Origin of the sequence: Streptomyces sp. NPDC008125, assembly GCF_042957125.1 — a bacterium.
Taxonomy (GTDB): Bacteria; Actinomycetota; Actinomycetes; order Streptomycetales; family Streptomycetaceae; genus Streptomyces.
The window spans coordinates 299,950-322,269 of record NZ_JBIBHR010000010.1 but is presented as its reverse complement, the minus strand read 5'-3'; the positions used below and the strand labels follow the sequence as shown (position 1 = coordinate 322,269).

The following is a 22,320-nucleotide window of genomic DNA, read 5'->3' as shown; positions in this document are numbered from 1 at the left end:
TGAAGACCTGGCGACTACTCCGACGAGCGCGATGCTCCACCCGCCGTATCGGCACCATCGTCCAGGCCGTCCACACGCTACTGACCTGCGACTATTCAGGATGAAAGAGGGTCACTGATCTCCTGCGAACTGCCGAGCGGAATCGATGAAATCCTCGACTCCCCGCATGATCCACTTCTCCATATTGCCTTGTGAGGAGGCGGAGTTTCCGACCTTCACGGTCTTGGCGCTCGGGTCGCGGGTATATCCATCCCAAATTTTCCGACAGCGTAGTCCATCGCCAGATTTTTGGCGAACCCTCCCAATTTACTTCGGCAGCTTCCGGTGATTCCGTTGTCGTATCCGCTCTGGAAGATGGAAATGCCAGGACGATCCGGCCGATGGCGGCACAGGCCACTCCGGCACACCATGCTCCGACCATGACGTGGAAAAACCCTGTGACAACGGCGGCACGGTCATTGACGGCCCGTTGTGCCGCGGCCGACTGTTGCGCGTGGTCACTCTCGTAGGTCTACCCGGCCGTGGTGCCGCGGTCCTCGGCCCACTCCCCGACTGCCTGATCCGCCTGTGGGCAACTCCTCGTCAAGGACGCACTACCGCTTCCGGCGCGGCTCCCGGCTCCGTGCAGGGGCGGGGCCTGGACCTGGTCGGGGAACTGCTTGTCCAGTCCCTGACAGCCGACATCGACTTCATCCCTGACCGCCGGGTATCGCTCGAACATCCGGTCGGTGAACACCAACTGATGGTTCGGGCCGGCCCCGGCTGCCCGCAGACGGCCGCGACCCCTGCCCGGCGGTTGTGCAGTCGGCCCTCCTCGGAGGCCATCCACGCATGAGCCGACCCGGCGACCAGCGCACCGAGTCGATGGGGTTGAAGGCCGGTGAAGACGGGAGGGGACATGGCCGTGCGACCAAGGTAGTGCGTCACCTCGACATCCAACTCACACAGCTGCCCTCACGACACGGCCACGGCCCTCAGAAGGTGTCGAGCGCGCCCACGGCCGCACAGATGTGGCCCCGCCCGCCCCCCGGCCGCCTCCCGGCGCACCACCAGGAGAGCAGCCCCTCCACGTCGCGCGTATGCAGGCCCAGGTCGTGTTCGACACACAGAGGCCACGCCTGCCACAGACGCTCAGCGACGGTGTCCTGGGCGGCGTCGGCGACGATCGCCAAGGCGTGAGCAGAGTCCTCTGGCGCCTTCGGGTACAAATGACTGCCGTGCCACTCGCCGTTGGCCAGGGCAACGTAGACATACTCCGGCTCGCCCGCCTCGTAGGAGGGCTGGGCCAGCAGTTGCAGAGGTCCCTGCCCAGGAAGAGTCACGGCCAAGTCCTGGTTGAGGATCGCGAGAGCCTCGTCCCACAAGGGGTACTCGCCTCGTGAGACCCGACGGACTTCGGGTTGATCGACAGGAGCATGCACAGGGCCATCCTCGGCTACGGAGCCCGGACCTCAATCGCGCACAACCTCGTTAGTCTTCTGCCTGCGCCGCGGCCCGCGTCGCGCAAACGCGTGTGTGAGGATCAGGACGGAAGCATGTCGGGAGAGATTTCACCCACCGGGAAGCCCTCGGATCCTGGCTCGTCGCCCGAGCTGCGGGCCTCCCACGCGGACCGGGACCGGGTGGTGGACGTACTGCGCATCGCGGCGGGGGACGGTCTGCTGGACGCGGACGAGCTGGACGAGCGCGTGGAACTCGCGCTTTCGGCACGGACTTTGAGCGAACTGGCCGTACTCACCGCCGACCTTCCGGCCCTCTCGGTCGCCGCGGACGGTACGGCGGCCGAGGTCAAGGACGTCGTCCGGATCGAGCAGGCCTTCAGCGGCCCGATCGAGCGGACGGGCCGTTGGGCGCTGCCGCGGCGGCTGGAGCTCGCGGTGAGCTGGTGCGACGTGACGCTCGACTTCACCGAGGCCGTGGTCACGCAGAACACTCTGAGGATCGACGTGGCCATGGCGGGGAAGAGCCTGACTCTGGTCACGAAGCCGGGTGTCGAGGTCGATGTCGACGGCCTGGTCCTGGTGCACTGCAAGCTCAAGCACCGCCGTACGCCACAGCCCGACGGCGTACCGACCACGCTGCGCGTGCGGCTCGTCGGCCAGAAGGCCCACGGCAACGTGGTGGTGCGGCCCCCGCGTCGGACGCTCGGGCAGTGGCTGCTGCGCAGGCCCGCCGGCTGAGGAACACCACGCCGGGCCGGAGGAGTCGGGGGCCGGTCCGCCTACCAGGTGGCGGCACCGGTGAGTTCGGTGACCGGGCGACGGGCGGCCTCGGGGAGACCGAGCCGGCGGCGGGCCCGGTGGACGGAGGCGAGCTGCTCGGCCCCGGCAGGGCCCCAGTCGGAGAGCTCCGCGACCTGCTCCGGGGTCGCCAGGACACGGGTGTGCATACGGTCAGTGGGAGCAGGACCGACGCCGTCGAGCGGCGCGGCGTACCGCAGTCGGCAGGGCTGCCCTGCGGGAGCCGTCAGGTGGCCGAGGAGCAGGGGCGTACAGATCCGGGCCGCCGCGTCCTCGCCCTTGTCGACCGCGCCGCCCGGCAGGAGGTGCGTGTCGCGGTGGTCGACGCTCTGGACCAGGACCTGCCCGAGCCGGCCGGTGATCAGTACGGAGGTGCCCGCCCACAGGGCGGCCGAGGCGCGCAAGTCTCCGTACGCCTCGTCGGTCATCGCCGATCCGGACCGCTCGTCCGAGGGGGGCGTCGTTGTCACAGGGGCTCCGCGTCGTGGAAGGGGCGGTGGCGAACAGGTCTACGAGCAAGCGCGGTTCGCGTCGGTACGGGGGTGGGGGACGGGTCCGGGTGTGAGCCGGGTGAAGTACTCGTGGCGCAGGATGCGGCTCCTGCGGTCCGCTCCGAGGCGGGAGAGGAGCCCGGGCAGCGCTCGCTCGCCCAGCAGTTGACTGCGGTGCGAGGTGATCGCCGCCCATTTCCTGGCGAGTTGGTCGGTCACGTCCACGGCGGTGGTCGCGTAGGCGTCCGGCACGCTCAGCACCGCCTTGCCGACCCCGTCCAGCAGGAGCCCGAGGTCGCCCGCCCCGGAGGCAGGGTGCGTCGCCGCATAGAGGGCGTCGGTCCGCCACGGTTCACCGGCCTCCGGGTAGAGCCCGGCGAGCCCGGCGGCCTGCACGGCGAGCAGGGTCACCTGATGGGTGCGCAGATGGTCCGGGTGGCCGGTGAGCTGGCCGAAGGCGTCATGGGTGATGACGGCGGCGGGGCGGAACTCCCTGATCCGCCCGACCACGTGGGCGACGGCCTCGTCCAGGTCCGCATCGCACAGGCGGGGCCGACCGGGTGCGGAGGACTCGTTGCGGGCGTCGCGGTACCCGAGCATCCGTGGTGTACCCGCGCCGAGAACGGCCAGCGCAGCGGCGAGTTCCACGGCGCGAGGGCTGTCCGGGGCCCAGGTCGTGGTGACGACCGCCGTGCGGGAACCGGCGGCGGCGTGCTGGGCGAGCACACCACCGGCGAGGAGGCTCTCGTCGTCGGGGTGCGCGAAGACTCCCAGCACCGACGGGAGGGCCGCGGCGCCCGGGCAGAGGGAGGAGGCCCAGCGGGTGGGTGCCGCCGTGCGGGGCGGGGTGTCGGACACGGATGCCTCCAGGGGCGGGCGGTAGGGACGGCGAGGAATGTGCGGCCGGCGGGGGCAGACGGACCGCCGTCCGGCCGGGCCACGGGAGGACCAGCCGGGCGTCATGGAGCACCGCCGGCACATGGGCGTCCTCCGCCTCGTCCCCGAGCCGGGCGAAGCCGCGCCCCTCGCCGAAGTGTGCGGACCAGTCGGCCCTCGCGTATGCCATGGATCGCTCTCCCCCTGTGCGGACGGCGTGCGGTGTCGGGTCTGGGGCGCGGCGGCCGGTCCGGCCGGGGCATCGGGCTCAACGACGGGACGGGGCCGGCGAACGCGTCTGTTTCGGTCGAAGCCGGGACGCGGCACACCAGGCCGTACGGACGTGCGGCCTGCATCAACCCGGGCGGCACAAGGAACCCGGCCCGGCGAGGGGTGGCCGAAACTCCCGGGCGGTGTGCCAGGGGCCCGGCGCGTTCCGCCCGGCGGGGCCCGGTTGCCGCCCGGCCGGGCCCCCATGACGATGAGGGGGTGGAAGACGGAGGGCCGTCCCGGGCGGCGCGGCGGGAACAGCGCGCCCTGCGCGTCTCGATGGCCGCCTCGGTCGCGCTCGCGGCGACGGGCCTGGTGTGGGGGCTCGTGGCCGGGTCGCAGGCGGTGCTGCTCGACGGCGTCTCCACAGCCCTCGGCCTCCTCCTCTCCTGGATCGCGCTCCGCGCCTCGCGCGTCGCCGCGGCCGGGCCGACGCCGCGCTTCCCGTTCGGGCGGGAGTCCCTGGTGCCGGTAGCCGTGGGGGTGCAGGGACTCGCGCTGCTCGGGACGTTCGGCTACGCCGCGGTGGAGGCGGTACGGGTCATCCTCGGGGGCGGCTCCGAGGTGGCGGCGGCGGGGCTGGCCGCCTACGGAGCGGTGAGCGGCCTCGCGTGCCTTGCGGTCTACGGCTGTCTGGCGCGGCGCGGCCCGCGCTCGGACCTGATCCGTACGGAGGCGACGGTCTGGCTCGCGGGAGCGGTGACCAGTCTCCTCATCGCGGTCGGCGGGGTCGTGGCGGTGCTGCTGGGCATGACCGCGTGGCACCCCGCGAAGGCGTACACCGACTCGGTACTGGTGCTGCTGACCTGCGCGCTGCTCGGCGCTCTGCCCGTACGCATGCTCCGGCGTGCCGCGTCCGAGCTGCTGGAATCCGGTCCGGAACCGGCCGTGCGGCAGCGGGTCCGTGAGGTGGTGGAGCGGGTGCGCGCCGCCGAAGGACTCCCCGAACCGGTGCTGCGCACCAGCAAGGTGGGCCAGAAGCTCTACGTGGAGATCGCCTTCGTGGTGCCGCCGGGCGGCTGGGACGTGGCGGGCGAGGACCGGGTGCGCAGGGCGCTGCGGGACGGGCTCGCCGCCCTGCCCTACGAACCGTGGAGCGTCGTCGAGATCACCTCCGACCCCGGGCTGGTGCTCTGAGCCGCCGGACGGGTCTCCGGGCCCATCGGAGGCTGCCCGGCAGGGCCGTGCCTCCCGTCCTCCACGGCGGCCGGTACGAGCGCGTACGGCGTCGTGCACCCCGTCCCGCCCCGGGTGCCGTGGTAGCGGTGGGTAAATGGTCCATTGCGCACCGCTCGCGACCGGTGGGCGCTACCGTGGTCGCCGTGGAAGACCTCGACGCCGAAGAAGCCGACAAGTGGCCCCTGCCACCACCCTGGATGTGGGACTGCGAAGACTGCGTGACCCTGTACCGGCGGATGAGGGAAGCGCCCGAACTCGCGGCGGCGGCCCGGGAGGAGGTGGGCCCGGGCGTCGACTGCGACCCTTTCGACCAGGTGATCACCACCCAGATCAGGCTCTCCCAGCACATCGCCGACCAGCACACGGCCCACGTACCCGCCACCGTCGCGTCCTGCGGGCGGTGCGCCGCGGACGCGGTGTCCACGACGATGCCGCGAGCCCTGGTCCTGGAGCACCGGGCCCGGCACCTGGTCGTCCCGCCCAGCATCGTGGGCGGCATCTGAGAGGCCGGGACCCAGGTCGCTACGCGTCCTCCTCCGGCAGTACCGGGGCGAACCCGATCTGCCCGAGCCGCTGGGTCGCGCGGGTCAGCGCCACGTACAGGTCGTTGACCCCGCGCGGGGAGGCGGTCCTGATGCGTTCGGGCGCCACGACGACCACCGAGTCGAACTCCAGCCCCTTGGACTGCCGCGCGTCCAGGATCACCACCGGGGCCGCGAGGTCGGGGTCAGGTCCGAACGAGGCGCCCGGCAGGGCCTCGGCAAGCTCGGCATGGAGCTCCCGCGGGGCGATCACCGCGAGCTTCCCCTCGTACCGGGCCTCCCGGGCGACGGCCTCGGCCGCCGTACGCACCAGCTTCTCCGGCTCGGCGGTCAGGGTCCACGGCGCGACACCGGTGGACCGCACCGACCGGGGCGGTTCGAAGGACGGATCGGTCTCGCGCCGGACCTCGGCGGCCGTCTCCATGATTTCCTTCGGCGTACGGTAGTTGACGTCCAGACGGGTGTGCTCCCAGCGGTCGCCGACGTACGGGCCGAGGATGCCCGCCCAGGAGTCGGCCCCCGCCGCCGAACCGGTCTGCGCCGGATCGCCGACCAGCGTCATGGAGCGGGTCGGGCAGCGGCGCATCAGCAACCGCCAGGCCATCGCGGAGAGTTCCTGCGCCTCGTCGACGATGATGTGGCCGAAGGCCCAGGTCCGGTCGGCGGCGGCGCGTTCGGCGGCGCTGCGGTGGTCCGCCTCCTCCTGGCGTTCGGCGAAACGTTCGGCGTCGATGATGTCGTGCGCGGAGAGGATCTCCGCGTCGTCCTCGTCCTCGAAGTCGGTGGAGCGCGAGCCTTCCGAGAGGTCCAGCACGCCCTGGGCGTACGCGATCCGCTTGCGGCGTTCGGCCTCCTCGGCCGCCCGGAGGGCGCTGTCGTCCTCGCCGAGCAGCTCGGCGGCCTCGTCGAGCAGGGGGATGTCGGCGGGGGTCCACTCCGTGCGGTCCGTCAGCCCGGTGGGGTCCGTGTCGTCGCGGCGGACCGTCTCCGCCTCCCGGGGCGGGAGCCCGGTGGGGGCGGAGAGATAGGCGGTGAGGAACTCCCCCGGGGTGAGGCGGGGCCACAGGCCGTCGATCGCCGCGTGCACCTCCTCGTTGCCGGCCACTTCCTCGTGCAACTGCTCGACGTCGGAGGGGTCGAGCAGGTTGGGGCCGCCGAGCGGGTCGGCCCCGATGCGGTCCGCGAGTTGCCGGGTCAGCGCGTCGACGATCCCCGCGGCGAACGGCCGGCGGGCGAGGTTGTGCGGCAGTCCGGTGTCACGGGCCTCCGCCCTGACGCGCTCGACCGTCTCGCGGTCGAGCAGCAGGGTGTCCCGGTCGTGGGCGATCTCGACGGGGTCGACGGGCAGCCGCTGGAGGCCGGCGACGGCCCCGCGCAGCGCCTCGGCCATCCTGGCCGCCCCCTTGACGGCCGCGGCCTCCGGGGTGTCGGTACCGGTGGCCCGTACGCCGGGAAAGAGCTCGTCCGGGGTGGCCAGCAGTACGCCGGTCTCGCCCAAGGAGGGCAGTACGTTGCCGATGTAGCCGAGGAAGGCGGCGTTGGGGCCGACGATCAGCACCGCGCGGCGCGCCAACTGCTCGCGGTACGCGTACAGGAGGTACGCGGCACGGTGCAGGGCCACCGCCGTCTTGCCGGTGCCGGGCCCGCCCTCCACGACGAGCACACCCCGGTGCGGAGCGCGGATGATGCGGTCCTGCTCGGCCTGGATGGTCCGCACGATGTCCGTCATGCGGCCGGTACGGGTGGCGTTCACGGCCGCCAGCAGCACGGCGTCGCCGTTGGGGTCCTCGTGGCCGGTACGGAGCGCGGGCGCGGTCTCGTCCAGGTCCAGGATCTCGTCGTGCAGGGCGGTGACCCGGCGTTCGCGCGTGGTCAGGTGCCTGCGGCGGCGGAGCCCCATGGGAGTGTGGCCCGTCGCCAGGTAGAACGGGCGGGCCACCGGGGCGCGCCAGTCGATGAGCAGCGGTGTGCGCGCCTCGTCCTCGTCGCGGATGCCGAGCCGGCCGATGTGGTGGTGCTCGCCGTCGCGGAGGTCGATGCGGCCGAAGCACAGCCCGTCCTCCACGGCGTTCAGCGTGGCGAGGCGGTCCGACTGCTCGGCGACCGTGACGTCCCGCTCCAGCCGGGCCTGGCGGCTGTGCACGGGCTGCCCCAGCGAACCCCGCACGGCGTCCTCGGCCCCTTCCCGCAGGGCGTCGAGACGCTCGTGGAGCAGGGTGACGAATTCCTGCTCGCGCACCATTTCCTCGCTTGACAATGTGACTCCAGAAAAGATAAAATGAGCCCCGTGAATTACTTCCGTGATGTCGCCGGAAATAATGCGAAGTTGACGCGGTGAAATCGCGGAAACATTCAGTTTAAGCAGACGAACGCCTCGGACGCCAATGCGTGCCGGGGCATCTTTGTGTTCCCGGCCGGTTGTGCCCGTTCTGTTCGCGGCCCGTTCCGTTTCGTTCCGTTCGCGTCCCCCGCCGTACGGCTCCGTTCCCGGCCGTCCGCGAGGATGCCGCCCGGCGTGCGCGCGGCGTAGCCTTCCGGCATGGATTCTTCCGCCGAGTGCCCGTCCGGCACGGGCACGGCCGTCCCGGGACCGCCGCGCCCCGCCGGGCGGCCCGCCGTCGACGGCCCCATGGCCGCGCCCGAGGTCACGTACACGGAGTGCCGCCGGTGCGGCACGCTCATCGCCGGCCTGGACGGGCGCTACGCGTGCCCGGGCTGCGGTTGGGTCAACGACCACTCGGAGGGGCACCGCGCCCTGCCGACCGCAGAGGACGACCCCGACTTCCCGGGACCGGCCGGCGCCCGTCGCCGTACGGGTACGGGCGCCGGCGCGGGGCGGCCGGAGGGGGCGGCCCGGCGCGGCCCGGTGCACGGGTCGCCGGAGATGCGGGCGTCCTGAACCGGGGGCCGGCGGGGCCCGGAAGCGCGGCGGGCCCGGCAGGTGGGAGGCGGGGATACCGACGTCAAGCGCGCCGGGGTGCCCGAAAGTGTCGATCCGGGTGGTGAAACCGTCCGGCAGGCGTTGCGGGCCGAACTCGAAAGCATGTCGAGATCGACGTCGTGTCCGGCTGCGGCGATGCGCTCCAGCGTGGGGAAAAAGCCGGTCGAGAATGTCTCCCGGCATGGTGGGGGCGCCCTCCTGAAAGGGGCCCCGCCGCCTCAGCTCTCCGGTGGGTACGCCGTCTCGTACGCGGCGCTGAACAGCGCCTTCACGTCGTGCCCCGAGAGCCCCTCGGTGCGCGCCTGGAGCAGCCACGCGTCCAGGGAGGTGCGCAGCGGCGAGTCCGGACCCGACTGGGGCCGGGCGAGGTCACGGGTGATGAAGGTGCCCGCCCCCTGGCGCACCTCGGCGAAACCGAGACGCTCCAGCTCCCGGTACGCCTTGAGGGTCGTATTGGGGTTGACCTTGGTGGCCGCCGCCACCTGGGCGGCCGTGGGCAGCTTGTCCCCCTCCTGGAGGGCGCCCATCCGCAGGGCCTGTTCGACCTGGTGCACGATCTGCAGGTACGTGGCGATGCCGCTGCGCCGGTCGATGCGGAAAACGACCACTGCTCTTCACCTTTCCGCTCGACTGAGGAGACTTTACGGACACGGGGGGCGCTCCGTCACAACGGGCGCCGCGAGACGCGCCACACGACGAAGACCGTGAGGGCGACCGTGGCGGCCAGCAGGATGCCCGCGCCGGTCCACTGCATGGAGGGCATCTGGTCGTAGTCGAGGTACTCCGTGACGTGGTTGACGATGCCCTTCTCCTTGACGCAGGCGTTCTGCGCGGCCTCGGTGGCCTCGGCGCAGGTGCCCCAGCCGTAGAGCGTGCCGTCCGCGGTGCCGACCCAGCTGTCGAGCTCCTGGCGGCCCGGGACGCCGGCGGGTTCCCCGTTCAGCGGGTACGTGAACAGATGGCTGGTGCCGAGGCTGTTGCGGATCTGGTCCCAGGCGACGTTCGCGAAGACGGAGAAGCCGAGGGTCACCACCATGGACAGCATCACGCGGCGGAGCAGGACCCCGGTCGTGACGCCGGCGGCCGTCAGGAAGAGACAGAACGCGGGCAGTACCGGGCCGGTGTTGTCGAAGGTCGACCCGTCCAGCCAGGCGGCCGGGAAGACCGTGCGGTACGGCTTCCACCACCAGGTGTAGAGCGCGGAGAGCACCAGCCCGGCGACGAGGGCGATGCCGTATCCCACCGTCAGCTTGGCGATCAGCCAGCGGCGCCGCGGTACCGACTGGGTGGTGACGAGCTGCGCGGTGCCGTGCTCCCGGTCGGAGGAGATCAGCGGGGCGCCGACGAAGACGCCGAGGAGCACCGGGAGGCAGCCGAGGGCCAGCATGAGATAGCTGTAGCGCCGGCCGAGCTCCAGCTGTGTCGTCAGCTCCTTCCGCGGCCAGCCGGCCGCGTTCAGGGTGTCGGTCATCTCTCCCCGCAGGTAGAGGATCGCGGCCGAGCCGAGGACCACCAGTGCGAACACGGAGTACAGCGTCGCCCGGTGCTGACGCACCATGAGCCAGGTCAGCCCGCGCAGGGGGCCACGCCGGACGGTTCCCGCCCCCGTGGCGGCGTCGGTCAGGGTGGTGGTCATGATGCGGAGATCCCCTCGGCGTCGATACGGGCGCCCGGGACGAGGAGCGCGGGCGCGTCCGGTGAACGGAGGTGGGCCAGCAGCACCTCCTCCAGGCTCGGTTCGCTGATCTGCCAGTCGCCGGTGAGCGGCCCGTCGGGGCGTACGAGCGCCTGGAACTGGCGCCCCTGCACACGGGACTCGATCACGGTGTGGCGGGTCAGCTCCGGCGGCAGCGCCCCGTCCGCAGCCAGCCCGGTCACCAGGGCGTGGGCGGGCACCAGCGTGTCGGTGTCACCGGCCATCCGGAGCCTGCCCTCCGACACCACCAGCAGGTAGTCGCACATCTCCTCCAGCTCACCGAGCATGTGGGAGGACATCAGGACCGTGGTGCCGCGCTCGGTGGCCTCCGACATCAGCAGAGTGCTCATCTCGTCGCGCGCCAGGGGGTCGAGGTCCGACATCGGCTCGTCGAGCAGCAGCAGGTCCGGGCGCTTGCCGAAGGCCAGCGCGAACGCGACCCGGGTGCGCTGGCCGCCGGAGAGCGTACCGACGCGGGCGTCCAGCGGAACCCGGCCCGAGCGGACGATCCGTTCCGCGGCCGCCATGTCCCAGCCGGGGTTGAGCTCGGCGCCCATCCGCAGCGTCTCGGCCACCGTGAACCGCTTGAAGAGTGGTTTCTCCTGGCCGAGGAAGGCGAACCGGGGCATGGCCGAAGCGTCGTCGACCGGGATACCGAAGAGCTTCAACCCGCCCTCGGTCGGGCCGATCTGCCGGGACGCGATCCCCAGCAGGGTGCTCTTGCCCGCGCCGTTGGGTCCCACGAGACCGCAGATCCGGCCGGCCGGGAGCCGGAAGGAGCAGTCCCGCAGCGCCCAGCCGCGGCGGTACCGCTTGCCCAGGCCGCGGGCCTCCAGGGCCCACTGCTCGGAAGGCCCGCTCGGTGTGTTCGGGTGTTTCACGCCTCGCCCCAATTCCATGAGTCAATTAATGGAATAATTGACTGAGGGGCGGGAGGCTGTCAAGCGGGTCCCCGCGCGGTGGTCCGGAGGGCTCGGCCGCAGCCGGAAACGCCGATCGCCCGGAACGCGAGGCGTCCGGGCGATCGGTGAAGAGAGGTGAAGAGAGGTGAAGCGGTGGTTCCACGGAAGGGGGGAGTGACGGGCGGCCGGTCAGACGAGCGGCGGCCGGCCGAGCCGGGTCATCCGCCACACCGTGCGCCAGCGCATCGGGTTGCGGGGGCCGCACGGGGTGCGCAGGCCCTCGACGAAACCGCCCGTCCAGGACTTCAGCCCCTTCGCGGACCGGGTCCTGGCGAGGGTGAGCAGCGTCCACACCCCCAGGTAGAGCGGGATCAGCGGCGCGGGGAGATTGCGGCGGGCCAGCCAGACCCGGTTGCGGGCGGTCATCCGGTAGTAGACCGCGTGCCGGGCCGGGGAGGTCTTCGGGTGCTGGAGCAGCAGATCGGGCTCGTACAGGATGTTCCAGCCGCCGTCGAGCGCCCGCCAGGAGAGGTCCGTCTCCTCGTGGGTGAAGAAGAACTCGGCCGGCCAGTGGCCCGTCCCCGCCAGCATCTTCATGGAGAGGGCGTGCGCGCCGCCCAGGAAGGCGGTGACCAGCCCGCGCCGCATCGGGTCCGAGGCGCGCAGACGCGGGATGTGCCGACGCTGCGTCTCGCCGTGCTCGTCGGCGATGCGGAAGCCGACGATGCCGAGGTCGGGGTCGGCCGCGTACAGGCTCTGCACCGTGCTGAACACGTTCTTCTCGACCAGCAGGCCGTCGTCGTCGAGCTCGATCACCACGTCCACGTCACCGAGCTCGGCGAGGCGGGCGAGGCCGACGTTCCGGCCGCCGGGGCAGCCGAGGTTCTCCTCGTTCTCGATCAGGGTCACCCCGCCCTCCAGGTCCTCCAGGCCGGGGAAGGCGGAGAAGTCCGGAAGCTTCGTGCCGTTGCCGATGACGACGAGCCGGGTGGGCCGGACGTCCTGCATGGCCACCGACGCGAGGAGGGCCTCCACCGCCTGCGGGCGGTCACCCATGGTGACGATGGAGACACCGATGCGTGGTGCGAGGGCTGCGGATGGGGACAAGATCGGTACTCCCGTGCTCGGCTGCGGTGTCCGTGATCGTACGCCCCGGAGTTGGGCCGCCCGACTCCGAACCGTCGTACGGATGCCGAGTGGCGTTCACCGGGCGCCGGTCACCGATCCGGGTCAGCCGATGCGCGTCCCCGCGCCGCTCACCCGTACGCGTGCGTCGCCCGGGCGCAGCTCCACCGTGAGGGTGCCGGGCCGGCCCATGTCCTCGCCCTGGTACACCGTGAGCACGGCGTCGTCGGGGACGAGGCCCAGCTCACGCGCGTACCCGCCGAAAGCGGCGGCTGCGGCCCCCGTCGCGGGGTCCTCCACCACACCGCCCACCGGGAACGGGTCACGGGCGTGGAAGACCCGCTCGGACTCCCGCCAGACCAGCTGGACGGTGGTCAGGTCCAGTCGGCGCATGAGCGCTTCGAGCCGGGAGAAGTCGTAACCCAGGTCCGCGAGTCGCTCGCGGGTCCCGGCGGCCAGCACCAGATGGCGGGCGCCGGCGAACGCGATACGGGGCGGCAGCGCGGGGTCCAGATCGGCGGCCGGCCAGTCGAGCGCCGCCAGGGCCTCCGCCAGATCGGCGGCGGAGACCTCCGCCACGTGCGGCTCCACGCTGGTCAACGTGGCCCGCAGGGCGCCCTCGCGCGACTCCACCGTGACCGGCACCGGGCCGGCCAGGGTCAGGAACTCCAGGTCGCCGGGGCCGTCGCGGTCCGCCAGCGCCAGCGCGGCGGCCACCGTCGCGTGCCCGCAGAACGGCACCTCGGCCTTCGGGCTGAAATAGCGGACCGTATAGGTCCGCTCCCCGGGCGCCTCCGTCAGGAACGCGGACTCGCTGTAGCCGAGCCCGGCGGCGACGGCCAGCATCGCGGCGTCGTCGAGCACCGACGCGTCCAGGACGACCCCGGCCGGGTTGCCGCCCTCCGGACGGGTGGAGAAGGCGGTGTAGTGCAGGATCTCGGCGGGGTGCTCTGTACTCATGCAACGGCTCAACCGGGACGTGCTCCCGTGCATTCCCGTGCGCGTACGCCCCGGCCGCCCCGCATTGCCGTGTGCGTACGCCCCGGCCGCCCCGCGTTCCCGTGCGCTCGCGCCACCGCCCCGCGCTCAGCCGGCCAGCAGCTCCTCGACGAGGTCGGCGGCCCGCAGCGTGCCGCCCTCGGCCCGCGCCTCGGCCCGGACACTCGCCGAGCGGCGGGCGACCTCCGGGTCGGCGAGGAGCTCGTCCAGCGCGCTCCGCAGGGCCTCGGCGGTGGCGTCCTCGGTGTCGATGCGCCGGGCCACGCCCAGCTCCACGAGACGGTCGGCGTTCATGAACTGCTCGGCGGCCTGCGGGACCGCGATCATGGGAACGCCCGCCAGCAGCCCCTCGCCGCAGCCGCCCATCCCGGCATGGGTGACGAAGGCGTCCGCCTGCTCCAGGATCGCCCGCTGCGGCACCCAGCGGTGCACCTCCACATGGGGCGGGATCTCGCCCAGCTCGGCCCTGTCGGTGTACTTCCCGATCTGGAGCACCACGTGCAGATCGGGCCGGCCGCCGAAGGCCGCCAGGCACCGGCGGTAGAACTCCGGCCGGTGGGTGTACGCCGACCCCAGCGAGACCAGCAGGACGCGCCCGGCACCGGCGGGACGCGTCCAGCCGTCCCCCTCCTCGCCCGTACGCGGGGGCACGCAGGTGCCGACGAAGGTCACGGCGTCGGTGTCCACCCGGTCGGCGTGCGGCTGCATCGCCCGGGGGATCAGCGCCAGGGCGCGGGCCGGGTGGCCGGTGAAGGCCTCCATATCAGTGGTGGTCGCCCCGCACGCGGCGAGCCACCCGGCGAACTTCGCCCGGTAGGCGTCGGCGCCCGGCAACTGCCAGAGCTGCGCCGCCACTTCCTCGGCGTACCCCTCCCAGCCCACCAGGGTCGGGGAGAGCTGCAGCAGAGGCCGCCGCTGGGACTCCGCGAGCGCCCGCGCCGCGTAGGCGCCGATGTCGTAGAGGTAGAGGTCGGCGGGGTCGTCGCCGTAGAAGGCGCGCAGCTGCGGAAGGGCCCGCACGGCGTCGTCGAGGAAGAGCTCCATGGCGGCGATCGGGTCGTCGGGCCACGTGTTGTCGGCGACCGGCAGCCCGGAGGCGCAGGGCACGAGCTCCGCGCCGGTGGGGGCGATCAGGCCGGCGACCGCGGGGTCGTTGGCGTACGTCACCCGGTGGCCGCGGGAGACCAGCTCGCGGATGATCTCCAGGCTGGGCAGCACATGGCTGACGGCGGGGATTCCGGCCATCGCGATGTGGGCGCGGCGACGGGGCATCGGGGATCACACCTTCCGGGTCTGCGGTGGGACGGGCGCCATCATGAGCCGCCCGGGTCCGGCGCGGCGGCCTCCAGCTCGGCGACACTGCCCGACATGACCGTCCGGACGTGTGAGGTGAGGTGTTCGGCGGGCCAGTCCCACCAGGCCACCGCCAGCAGCCGGGCGACGTCCTCCCGGCCGAAGCGGGTGCGCAGCAGGCGGGCCGGGTTGCCGCCGACGACGCCGTAGTCGGGCACGTCCGAGGTGACCACCGAGCCCGCGCCGACGATCGCCCCGTGCCCGATCCGTACGCCCGGCAGCACCGTGGCGCCGTGGCCGAACCAGACGTCGTTGCCGACGACGGTGTCGCCCCGCTGCGGCAGGCCCGTCAGCAGGTCGACGTGGTCGGACCAGGAGCCGCCGAGGGTGGGGAAGGGGAAGGTGGACGGGCCGTCCATACGGTGGTTGGCGCCGTTCATGAGGAACCGGACCCCCGTGCCGAGCGCGCAGAACTTCCCGATGACCAGCTTCTCCGGCCCGTAGTGGTAGAGCACGTTGCGCGTCTCGAACGCGGTCGCGTCGTCCGGGTCGTCGTAGTACGTGTACTCCCCGACCTCGATCAGCGGCGACTTCACCAGGGGGCGGAGCTGCACCACCCGGGGCTGTCCGGGCATCGGATGGAGCACGGTGGGGTCGGCGGGTACGGGCACGTCGGGCGGTCCTCCCGGAAGCGGCGTCGGTTCCTCACCCATGATCACAGCAAGGCGCCCGCCCGGACAGTCGTTTTTCACCTGCGGAAACACGCGCCCGGACGCCGCCCCCCGCCCCGGCGCACCCGGTGCTCACCGACCCGCCACCCGAATGTTGTGCACCCGACAAGTCGCGGACGCCGGTTCGGACTCCAATGCCCAGGGGGCGCCCGGCGGTTCGAGGGCCGGCCCCTCGACACCCACCTGCCAGGGGAGAGACCCATGACGCCCGCACCGACCACCACCGACGCCGAACACCCGGACCACCGGGCCGAGTTCCGTGCGGCGGCCCGCCGCCACCGCGAGGGCGTGGGCCGTCGCCGCTTCCTCACCACCACCGGCGCCGCCGCCGCGCTCGCCTTCGCCGTGAACCTGCCCGCCGCCGGTACGGCGAGCGCCGCCGAACTCGATCCCCGCCGGATCGGCGAGAACCCGTTCACGCTCGGAGTGGCCTCCGGCGACCCGCTCCCCGACTCCCTCCTGCTCTGGACGCGCCTCGCCCCCCGCCCGTACGAGACTGACGGCGGACTGCCCGCCGCCCGCGTCCAGGTCGGCTGGGAACTCGCCCACGACGAGCGCTTCCGCCGGGTCGTCCGGCGCGGAACCGCCACCGCGCACCCGGAGTTCGCCCACAGCGTCCGCACCGAGGTCCACGGCCTGGAGCCCGGCCGCACCTTCTACTACCGCTTCCGCGCCGGCGGCTGGACCAGCGAGACCGGCCGCACCCGTACCGCCCCCGACCCGCACGCCCGCAACCGTGCGGTGAAGCTCGCCGCCGTCTCCTGCCAGGCCTACCACGACGGGTACTTCACCGCCTACCGCCACCTCGCGGCCGAGGACGTGGACGCCGTCTTCCACCTCGGCGACTACCTCTACGAGTACGCCGTCACCGCCACCGGCGGCGCCCGCGGCTACACCGACCGCGTGCTGCCGGACGTCTTCGGCCGGGAGACGCTGACCCTGGAGGACTACCGGCTGCGGTACGCCCTCTACAAGTCGGACCCCGACCTGCGCGCCGCGCACGCCGCGCACCCCTTCGTCGTCACCTGGGACGACCACGAGACCGAGAACAACTACGCCGACGACACCCCCGAGAACAGCGTGCCCGCCGAGGAGTTCCTGCTCCGCCGGGCCGCCGCCTACCGCGCGTACTGGGAGAACCAGCCGCTGCGCACCCCGCAGCGCCCCACCGGACCCGACATGCGCCTCTACCGGCGGCTGCGGTTCGGACGCCTCGCGCAGTTCGACGTCCTGGACACCCGCCAGTACCGCAGCGACCAGGCGTACGGCGACGGCTGGAAGGTCCCCGGCCCCGAGTCCGAGGACCCCGCGCGCACGCTGACCGGCGCCACCCAGGAGCGGTGGCTCGTCGACGGCTGGCGCACCTCCCGCGCCACCTGGAACGTCGTGCCCCAGCAGGTCACCTTCGCCCAGCGCAAGGACGTGCCCACCGCCGCCTACAAGTTCTCGATGGACTCCTGGGACGGCTACCCGGCCTCCCGGCAAAGGATCTTGGACGGCGCCGAGTCGGCGGGCGTCGACAACCTGCTGGTCCTCACCGGCGACGTGCACGTCGCCTACGGCTTCGACCTGAAGAAGGACTTCGACGACCCCTCGTCCCGCACCGTCGGCACGGAGATCGTCACCTCCTCGATCACCAGCGGCCAGAACGGCTCGGTGAAGCCCGCCAACTGGAGCAACCAGATGGCGGCCAACCCGCACCTGAAGTTCTACGACGGCCGGCGCGGCTACGCGCTCGTCACCCTCGAAAGCGACCACGCCCGCGCCGACTTCCGCGCGGTCGACGCCGTCACCACGCCCGGCGCCCCCGTCACGACGGCTGGTTCCTTCGTGACGGAGGCGGGCAACCCGGGGCTGACCCCGGCCTGAGCGGGGTCACGTGACGGCCCGTCAGGCGAACGGCTTCGCGACGGGGTCGGACGGATAGCGGACGCCGATGCGGTCCCGTACCGCGTCGAGCGTCCGCATCACCGCCAGCGAACCGTCCAGCGGCACCAGCGGGGACTCGGTCTCTCCCGCCCGCAGCGCGCGCATCACCTCGACCGCCTCGTACTGCATCCCGGACAGGCCCTGCGGACCGGGGCCCGTGACGATCTTTTCCGGCGCCGGGTCCGCCGCGTTAGCGCGGTACAGGAGGAAGTGGTCGGGGTGGAAGAAGCTGTGCGGGAAGTCGATCCGGCCCTCGGTGCCGATGACGGTCGCCGCCGTGGGGTGGTGGCCCACGATCGAGCAGGACAGCAGGGCGGTCGCGCCCGAGTCCCAGCCCAGCAGCATCCCGGTGTTCAGGTCCGTGCCCTCGGGGGAGAGCAGCGCGTCCGCCTGGACCCGGTCCGGTTCGCCCAGCAGCAGCTGCGCGAACGACACCGGGTAGACGCCCAGGTCCAGCAGTGCGCCGCCGCCCAGGGCGGGGTCGCGCAGCCGGTGCCCGGGGCCCACGTCACCCGCGAACCCGAAGTCGGCCTGGACGGTGCGGATCTCGCCGATCGCGCCCTCGCGCACCAGCTCCGTCATGCGGCGGACGACCGGGTTGAGGTACGTCCACATGGCCTCCATCAGGAACAGCCCGCGCTCCCGGGCGAGCTCGACCAGCTCGCCGGCCTGCCCCGCGTCCAGCGTGAACGCCTTCTCGCAGAGCACGTGCTTTCCCGCGCGGAGCGCCAGCGCGGTCGCCTCGTAGTGGGCGGAGTGCGGCGTTGCGACGTACACCACGTCGACGTCCTCGTCCGCGACGAGCTCGGCCCAGCTTCCGTAGGCCCGCCCGATCCCGAAGCGCTCGGCGAAGGCGCGGGCCGACTGCTCGGTGCGCGAGGCGACCGCGACCACCTCGGCGTCCGGCAGTCCCAGCAGATCCTTGGTGAAGGTCGCGGCTATGCCGCCCGTCGCCAATATGCCCCAACGCACAGTCCCGCTCATGCCCCGCCTTTGATATTGGGTTCCGACCACTCGGCCTGAGCTGAGAGCATAGATGCGGATTTCAACGATGTGGAGATGAAGCATGCCGGACAGCGGCGGAAGCCGGGCCCAGCGAGAGCACGAGCACATACCTACGGCGGGAACCGGTCGACTGATCACCGGGCCCGCCGTTCCCGACCCCGCGCCGGGCCCCGAGGGCCCGGCCCTTCCCGGTCTCACCAGCCTCCCGGCCGCCCCGGCGGCAGCCGTCCGGCGGACCGCGTTCCTGGTGACCCTGGTGCTCGGCGGCCTCACCGCGCTGCCGGCCCTGTCCATGGACATGTACCTGCCGGCGCTGCCCGACGTCACCGACGCGCTGCACGCCCCGGCCGCCACCGTCCAGCTCACGCTGACCGCCTGCCTCCTCGGCATGGCCCTGGGCCAGCTCGTCGTCGGACCGATGAGCGACCGGTGGGGCCGCCGCGGACCGCTCCTGACCGGCATGGTCGTCTACGTCGTCGCCACGGCGATCTGCGCCATCGCCCCCAACGCCGAGATGCTCATCGGCTGCCGCCTCCTCCAGGGCCTCGCGGGCTCGGCCGGCATCGTGATCTCCCGGGCCGTCGTGCGCGACCTCTACGACGGCATCGAGATGGCCAAGTTCTTCTCCACCCTGATGCTGATCTCGGGCGTCGCCCCGATCGTCGCCCCGCTGATCGGCGGCCAGGTGCTGCGGATCACGGACTGGCGCGGCGTCTTCGTCGTCCTCACCGTCGTCGGCGTACTGCTGACCCTCGTCGTGTGGAAGAGCCTGCACGAGACGCTGCCACCGGAGGAACGCCACACCGGCGGCGTCACCGAGGCCCTGCGCACCATGCGGGGCCTCTTCGCCGACCGGGTCTTCATCGGCTACACCATCGCCGGCGGCCTCGCCTTCGCGGCCCTCTTCGCCTACGTCAGCGCCTCCCCGTTCGTCATCCAGGAGATCTACGGCGCCTCCCCGCAGACCTTCAGCCTGCTCTTCGGCCTCAACTCGGTCGGCCTGATCGTCGTCGGCCAGATCAACGGCCGGCTGCTGGTCGGCCGGGTCAGCCTCGACCGGGTCCTGCTCTTCGGGCTCGCCGTGATCCTGGCCGCGGCCGTCGCACTGCTCCTGATGACCAGCGGGGTCTTCGGCACGGTGGGGCTCGCCCCCATCGCCGGCACGCTGTTCGTCCTGATGTCCGCGATGAGCCTGGCCCTGCCCAACACCAATTCCCAGGCACTGATGCGCTCCAGGCACGCGGCTGGCTCCGCCTCCGCGCTGCTCGGCACCTCGTCGTTCCTCATCGGCGCGATCGCCTCGCCGCTGGTGGGCATCGCGGGGGAGGACACGGCCGTCCCGATGGCCCTCGTCCAGACCGTCTGCGCCGCCGCGGCCATGACCTGCTTCCTGGTGCTGTGCCGCCCCTGGGAGCGGCGCGGCCGGACGGACGGCGGGTTGTAGCACCCGCCTCAGACACGGCCTGGTCCCCCCGAAGCCCTACGGCGACGGGCCCGGTGCACGCGAGGTGCGTCCGGGCCCGTCGTGGCGTACGCACGGGCATGCCGTCAGCCGGCGCGCGGGTAGCCGATCAGATGCTGCCGGTCGTCGCGGTCCGTCGTACGGAAGATCCCCACCCCGGTCGTCTCCGCCACCGGCAGCCGTACGTCGCGGGCGAGCGGCTCGTCCGACCCGTCGACGAAGTTCACCACCACCGGCACCCCGCCCCCGGCCAGCGCCTCGTCGGCGTCCCGCACGTTCCGGGCGCCGTACGCGAGCCCGTCGTCCGTCACCGAGGCGAGCGTCACATGGGACGAACCGTCCTCGTCCTCCAGGCAGTACCCCTTCTTCGCCACCAGGTCGAACGCCAGGTTCCCGGCGACCAGGTAGTCGCCCGACGGCGGGACGACCGCCTGCGGGAAGCGGCCCGGCTGTATGGCCGGACGGTGGCATTCGACCGACACCAGAGCCTTGCCGCTCGCCGCGTCGTGCACCGTCCACAGCTCGTGGGTCGCCGCACGCTTCGAAGTCTTCGCCGGCTGCCACTTCGCCAGCACCAGACCCGCCGCCACCGACGTCGGCACCCCGCTGGCCGGGTCGGCCCCCTTCGGCGCGACGTCCCGGCTGTACCAGCCACCCGGCACCCAGAACTCCCGCGCCCCGCTCACCAGCAGCCCCCGCGCGGTCTGGCCGGCCACCTCCGTCAGCTTCCGGCAGTCGGCGCAGCCCTTGGGGTACTTCAGCTCCGACGCGGCGATCTTCGACGTCCCGCCGGTCACCGGGTCGATCAGCGCCACGTTCGCGTCGGCGTCGGAGATCACGATGTCCGGGCCGCTCGCGGAGACCGCCGGAGCGCCGTTCCACGGCAGCTCCACGTGGTGGCGGTCGCCGTTGGCCGCCGCGTACACGTCGAGTGAGATGAACGTCTCGGAAGGGGCGAGTCCGTCACCCGCCGTCCCGTACGACCAGGTGACGAAGAACTGCCGGTCCTCGCGGGAGACGGTCAGCAGCCGGGGGTAGCTCTCCGGATCCAGCGTCTGGCGTGCCTCGCTCCGCCACCCCAGCTTCCCGGTGGCCGTGTCGAGGGTGCGCACCCGGTAGCGGTGGTCCGCCGAACGCTCCAGATAGGCCAGGGTGCCCGTCGGCCAGGAGAAGGCGATGTCGGGCGAGGCGCCGACGACCTCCCAGCCGCTGTCCGTCGTGTACTGCGGCGGCACGTCGAGCGCGGTCCGCGCCCCGGACGCGCCGGGCACGGGCTTCACGGCGGGCGAAGCGGAGGCCGCCGGAGCCGTGGTGCCCGCGCTGCTCCCGCCGCCCTCGCCGTCCTCGTCGGCAGGACCTCCGCCGCAGGTCGCCAGCAGCAACAGGAGCGCCAGGAAGACCACCCCGCCGACCAGAGCCAGTCGAACGATCCTCTGTCTCATGGGTCCCCCCATCGGGCCTTCGCGGGTCTCGCGGCGGTCAGCGTAGCAACTGCCACATGGGCAAGCGGAGTTACACGCGTCCCTGTCGCCCACCCGTGACCGGAGGAGCACAGCCCGCCTCCGGCGGCGGTCTCGCCGGGCCGGGGCGGGGCGCCCCGCGAATAGAATTCCTCGGTGAACGTCACCCTCCCCACCGCCGAAGCCCTGCGCACGGCCCTCGCCGGTCTGCTCGACGGACTGCCTCCCAAGCAGGCGGCCCAGGCCGTCGACCGGCTGATCGCCAGCTACCGCGGGACGACCCCGACCGACGCGCCGGTGCTGCGGGACCGGGCGGACGTCGTCGCCTACGCCGCGTACCGGATGCCCGCGACCTTCGAGGCCGTACGGGCCGCCCTGGACGCGCTGTGCGAGGCCGCCCCCGACTGGCGGCCGGCCACCCACACCGACGTCGGCGGCGGTACCGGCGCGGCGAGCTGGGCCGTCGCCGGAGCGTGGGACGGACCGGCGACCACCGTCCTGGACTGGGCCGAGCCGGCCCTCGCGCTCGGCCGCGAGCTGGCCGAGGCCGGCGGGCCCCCCGGGCTGCGGACCGCTCGCTGGCAGCGCGCCCGGATCGGCGCGGGGCTGGAACTGGCCCCTACGGACCTGGTGACCGTCTCGTACGTCCTCAAGGAGCTGACGCCCGCCGCCAGGACCGAGCTGGTCGACGCGGCGGCCGGTGCCGCGCAGGCCGTCGTCGTCGTGGAGCCCGGCACCCCCGACGGGTACGCCCGGGTGATCGAGGCGCGCGACCGGCTGATCGCTGCCGGGCTGACCGTGGCGGCGCCCTGCCCGCACAGCGCCGCCTGCCCCATCGAGCCGGGCACCGACTGGTGCCACTTCTCCGCACGGGTCAGCCGTTCCTCCCTGCACCGGCAGGTCAAGGGCGGGACGCTGAGCCACGAGGACGAGAAGTTCAGCTACGTCGTCGCGACCCGCTTCCCCGTCGAGCCGGTGGCCGCCCGGGTCACCCGCCGGCCGCAGATCCGCAAGGGGCAGGTCCTGTTGGAGCTCTGCACCCGGGACGAGGCCCTGCGGCGCGAGACGGTCACCAAACGCCACGGCGCGCTGTACCGGGCGGCCCGGGACACCGACTGGGGCGATGCCTGGCCGCCGCCCGAGGAGGACTGACCGCCCGGACCACCGCTCACGGAGCCG

20 protein-coding genes and 1 pseudogene are annotated in these 22,320 nt (G+C 72.7%); 8 read left to right on the top strand and 13 right to left on the bottom strand.

Annotated features, from left to right (window positions below):
- Nucleotides 1–104: pseudogene (locus ACFZAX_RS19590) on the top strand (IS5/IS1182 family transposase); the annotation flags it as partial.
- 870 nt (nucleotides 105–974) lie between these two features.
- On the opposite strand, the gene ACFZAX_RS19585 reads toward ACFZAX_RS19590, so the two are convergent.
- Complete coding sequence (locus tag ACFZAX_RS19585) at nucleotides 975–1,322, bottom strand: hypothetical protein (protein ID WP_390962994.1); 348 nt, start codon at nucleotides 1,320–1,322, stop codon at nucleotides 975–977.
- Nucleotides 1,323–1,535: 213 nt separating this feature from the next.
- Here ACFZAX_RS19585 and ACFZAX_RS19580 point away from each other — a divergent pair, with 213 nt between their 5' ends.
- Nucleotides 1,536–2,180, top strand: a complete 645-nt coding sequence (locus ACFZAX_RS19580; RefSeq protein WP_390962992.1) for a DUF1707 domain-containing protein — start codon at nucleotides 1,536–1,538, stop codon at nucleotides 2,178–2,180.
- A 41-nt stretch (nucleotides 2,181–2,221) separates the two neighbouring features.
- Here the strand turns inward: ACFZAX_RS19580 and ACFZAX_RS19575 are convergent, their stop codons facing one another.
- Both ACFZAX_RS19575 and ACFZAX_RS19570 read right to left on the bottom strand, forming a co-directional pair.
- On the bottom strand, nucleotides 2,222–2,710 hold the full coding sequence (locus tag ACFZAX_RS19575; RefSeq protein ID WP_390962990.1) for a hypothetical protein: 489 nt from the start codon (nucleotides 2,708–2,710) through the stop codon (nucleotides 2,222–2,224).
- A 39-nt stretch (nucleotides 2,711–2,749) separates the two neighbouring features.
- Nucleotides 2,750–3,508 carry a PIG-L family deacetylase gene (locus ACFZAX_RS19570; RefSeq protein WP_390963042.1) on the bottom strand — a complete coding sequence of 253 codons (759 nt, stop codon included), beginning with the start codon at nucleotides 3,506–3,508 and terminating at the stop codon, nucleotides 2,750–2,752.
- A 588-nt stretch (nucleotides 3,509–4,096) separates the two neighbouring features.
- Between ACFZAX_RS19570 and ACFZAX_RS19565 the strand changes: the two genes are divergently transcribed.
- Nucleotides 4,097–5,014 (top strand): cation transporter, encoded by a 918-nt coding sequence (locus tag ACFZAX_RS19565; RefSeq protein ID WP_390962989.1) that lies wholly within the window; start codon nucleotides 4,097–4,099, stop codon nucleotides 5,012–5,014.
- Nucleotides 5,015–5,199: 185 nt separating this feature from the next.
- Nucleotides 5,200–5,559, top strand: a complete 360-nt coding sequence (locus tag ACFZAX_RS19560) for a hypothetical protein (protein WP_390962988.1) — start codon at nucleotides 5,200–5,202, stop codon at nucleotides 5,557–5,559.
- Between the two features lie 19 nt (nucleotides 5,560–5,578).
- On the opposite strand, the gene ACFZAX_RS19555 is transcribed toward ACFZAX_RS19560, so the two are convergent.
- Nucleotides 5,579–7,840: an ATP-binding domain-containing protein gene (locus tag ACFZAX_RS19555; RefSeq protein WP_390963040.1), complete on the bottom strand. Its 2,262-nt coding sequence runs from the start codon at nucleotides 7,838–7,840 to the stop codon at nucleotides 5,579–5,581.
- A gap of 297 nt (nucleotides 7,841–8,137) precedes the next feature.
- Here ACFZAX_RS19555 and ACFZAX_RS19550 point away from each other — a divergent pair, with 297 nt between their 5' ends.
- Nucleotides 8,138–8,497: a hypothetical protein gene (locus ACFZAX_RS19550; protein WP_390962986.1), complete on the top strand. Its 360-nt coding sequence runs from the start codon at nucleotides 8,138–8,140 to the stop codon at nucleotides 8,495–8,497.
- Nucleotides 8,498–8,757: 260 nt separating this feature from the next.
- Here ACFZAX_RS19550 and ACFZAX_RS19545 read toward each other — a convergent pair whose 3' ends face one another.
- The 7 genes from ACFZAX_RS19545 to ACFZAX_RS19515 all read right to left on the bottom strand — a co-directional run bounded on the left by ACFZAX_RS19545 (nucleotide 8,758) and on the right by ACFZAX_RS19515 (nucleotide 15,225).
- Nucleotides 8,758–9,147: a GntR family transcriptional regulator gene (locus ACFZAX_RS19545; protein WP_390962984.1), complete on the bottom strand. Its 390-nt coding sequence runs from the start codon at nucleotides 9,145–9,147 to the stop codon at nucleotides 8,758–8,760.
- Nucleotides 9,148–9,203: 56 nt separating this feature from the next.
- Nucleotides 9,204–10,175 carry an ABC transporter permease subunit gene (locus ACFZAX_RS19540; RefSeq protein WP_390962983.1) on the bottom strand — a complete coding sequence of 324 codons (972 nt, stop codon included), beginning with the start codon at nucleotides 10,173–10,175 and terminating at the stop codon, nucleotides 9,204–9,206.
- Nucleotides 10,172–11,116, bottom strand: a complete 945-nt coding sequence (locus tag ACFZAX_RS19535) for an ATP-binding cassette domain-containing protein (protein ID WP_390962981.1) — start codon at nucleotides 11,114–11,116, stop codon at nucleotides 10,172–10,174. The genes ACFZAX_RS19540 and ACFZAX_RS19535 overlap by 4 nt, the downstream gene beginning before the upstream one ends.
- 210 nt (nucleotides 11,117–11,326) lie before the next feature.
- The gene (locus ACFZAX_RS19530; RefSeq protein WP_390963038.1) at nucleotides 11,327–12,193 is read right to left on the bottom strand and encodes a glycosyltransferase family 2 protein; all 867 of its coding nucleotides are present in this window, start codon (nucleotides 12,191–12,193) and stop codon (nucleotides 11,327–11,329) included.
- Nucleotides 12,194–12,367: 174 nt separating this feature from the next.
- Nucleotides 12,368–13,222 carry a PhzF family phenazine biosynthesis isomerase gene (locus tag ACFZAX_RS19525; RefSeq protein WP_390962979.1) on the bottom strand — a complete coding sequence of 285 codons (855 nt, stop codon included), beginning with the start codon at nucleotides 13,220–13,222 and terminating at the stop codon, nucleotides 12,368–12,370.
- Nucleotides 13,223–13,348: 126 nt separating this feature from the next.
- Complete coding sequence (locus ACFZAX_RS19520) at nucleotides 13,349–14,533, bottom strand: macrolide family glycosyltransferase (RefSeq protein WP_390962977.1); 1,185 nt, start codon at nucleotides 14,531–14,533, stop codon at nucleotides 13,349–13,351.
- A 41-nt stretch (nucleotides 14,534–14,574) separates the two neighbouring features.
- Nucleotides 14,575–15,225 carry a CatB-related O-acetyltransferase gene (locus tag ACFZAX_RS19515; protein WP_390962975.1) on the bottom strand — a complete coding sequence of 217 codons (651 nt, stop codon included), beginning with the start codon at nucleotides 15,223–15,225 and terminating at the stop codon, nucleotides 14,575–14,577.
- A gap of 261 nt (nucleotides 15,226–15,486) precedes the next feature.
- Between ACFZAX_RS19515 and ACFZAX_RS19510 the strand changes: the two genes are divergently transcribed.
- Nucleotides 15,487–17,154, top strand: coding sequence for an alkaline phosphatase D family protein (locus ACFZAX_RS19510; protein ID WP_390962973.1), 1,668 nt, complete (start codon nucleotides 15,487–15,489; stop codon nucleotides 17,152–17,154).
- A gap of 21 nt (nucleotides 17,155–17,175) precedes the next feature.
- Here ACFZAX_RS19510 and ACFZAX_RS19505 read toward each other — a convergent pair whose 3' ends face one another.
- Entirely contained in the window at nucleotides 17,176–18,198 is a 1,023-nt protein-coding gene (locus tag ACFZAX_RS19505; RefSeq protein ID WP_390962971.1) for a Gfo/Idh/MocA family oxidoreductase, read from the bottom strand.
- Nucleotides 18,199–18,280: 82 nt separating this feature from the next.
- Between ACFZAX_RS19505 and ACFZAX_RS19500 the strand changes: the two genes are divergently transcribed.
- Nucleotides 18,281–19,663 (top strand): Bcr/CflA family efflux MFS transporter, encoded by a 1,383-nt coding sequence (locus ACFZAX_RS19500; protein ID WP_390962968.1) that lies wholly within the window; start codon nucleotides 18,281–18,283, stop codon nucleotides 19,661–19,663.
- A gap of 104 nt (nucleotides 19,664–19,767) precedes the next feature.
- On the opposite strand, the gene ACFZAX_RS19495 is transcribed toward ACFZAX_RS19500, so the two are convergent.
- Nucleotides 19,768–21,123, bottom strand: coding sequence for a hypothetical protein (locus ACFZAX_RS19495; RefSeq protein ID WP_390962966.1), 1,356 nt, complete (start codon nucleotides 21,121–21,123; stop codon nucleotides 19,768–19,770).
- 174 nt (nucleotides 21,124–21,297) lie between these two features.
- On the opposite strand from ACFZAX_RS19495, the gene ACFZAX_RS19490 reads away from it, so the two are divergent.
- Nucleotides 21,298–22,293, top strand: a complete 996-nt coding sequence (locus ACFZAX_RS19490; protein WP_390962964.1) for a small ribosomal subunit Rsm22 family protein — start codon at nucleotides 21,298–21,300, stop codon at nucleotides 22,291–22,293.
- The last annotated feature ends 27 nt before the right edge of the window (nucleotides 22,294–22,320 follow it).

Coding starts and splice junctions, on each gene's coding strand:
- ACFZAX_RS19580 (WP_390962992.1), top strand. CDS start 1,536: ATGTCGGGAGAGATTTCACCCACCGGGAAGCCCTCGGATCCTGGCTCG.
- ACFZAX_RS19555 (WP_390963040.1), bottom strand. CDS start 7,840: ATGGTGCGCGAGCAGGAATTCGTCACCCTGCTCCACGAGCGTCTCGAC.
- ACFZAX_RS19550 (WP_390962986.1), top strand. CDS start 8,138: ATGGATTCTTCCGCCGAGTGCCCGTCCGGCACGGGCACGGCCGTCCCG.
- ACFZAX_RS19540 (WP_390962983.1), bottom strand. CDS start 10,175: ATGACCACCACCCTGACCGACGCCGCCACGGGGGCGGGAACCGTCCGG.
- ACFZAX_RS19530 (WP_390963038.1), bottom strand. CDS start 12,193: ATGGGTGACCGCCCGCAGGCGGTGGAGGCCCTCCTCGCGTCGGTGGCC.
- ACFZAX_RS19525 (WP_390962979.1), bottom strand. CDS start 13,222: ATGAGTACAGAGCACCCCGCCGAGATCCTGCACTACACCGCCTTCTCC.
- ACFZAX_RS19520 (WP_390962977.1), bottom strand. CDS start 14,533: ATGCCCCGTCGCCGCGCCCACATCGCGATGGCCGGAATCCCCGCCGTC.
- ACFZAX_RS19510 (WP_390962973.1), top strand. CDS start 15,487: ATGACGCCCGCACCGACCACCACCGACGCCGAACACCCGGACCACCGG.
- ACFZAX_RS19505 (WP_390962971.1), bottom strand. CDS start 18,198: ATGAGCGGGACTGTGCGTTGGGGCATATTGGCGACGGGCGGCATAGCC.
- ACFZAX_RS19500 (WP_390962968.1), top strand. CDS start 18,281: ATGCCGGACAGCGGCGGAAGCCGGGCCCAGCGAGAGCACGAGCACATA.
- ACFZAX_RS19495 (WP_390962966.1), bottom strand. CDS start 21,123: ATGAGACAGAGGATCGTTCGACTGGCTCTGGTCGGCGGGGTGGTCTTC.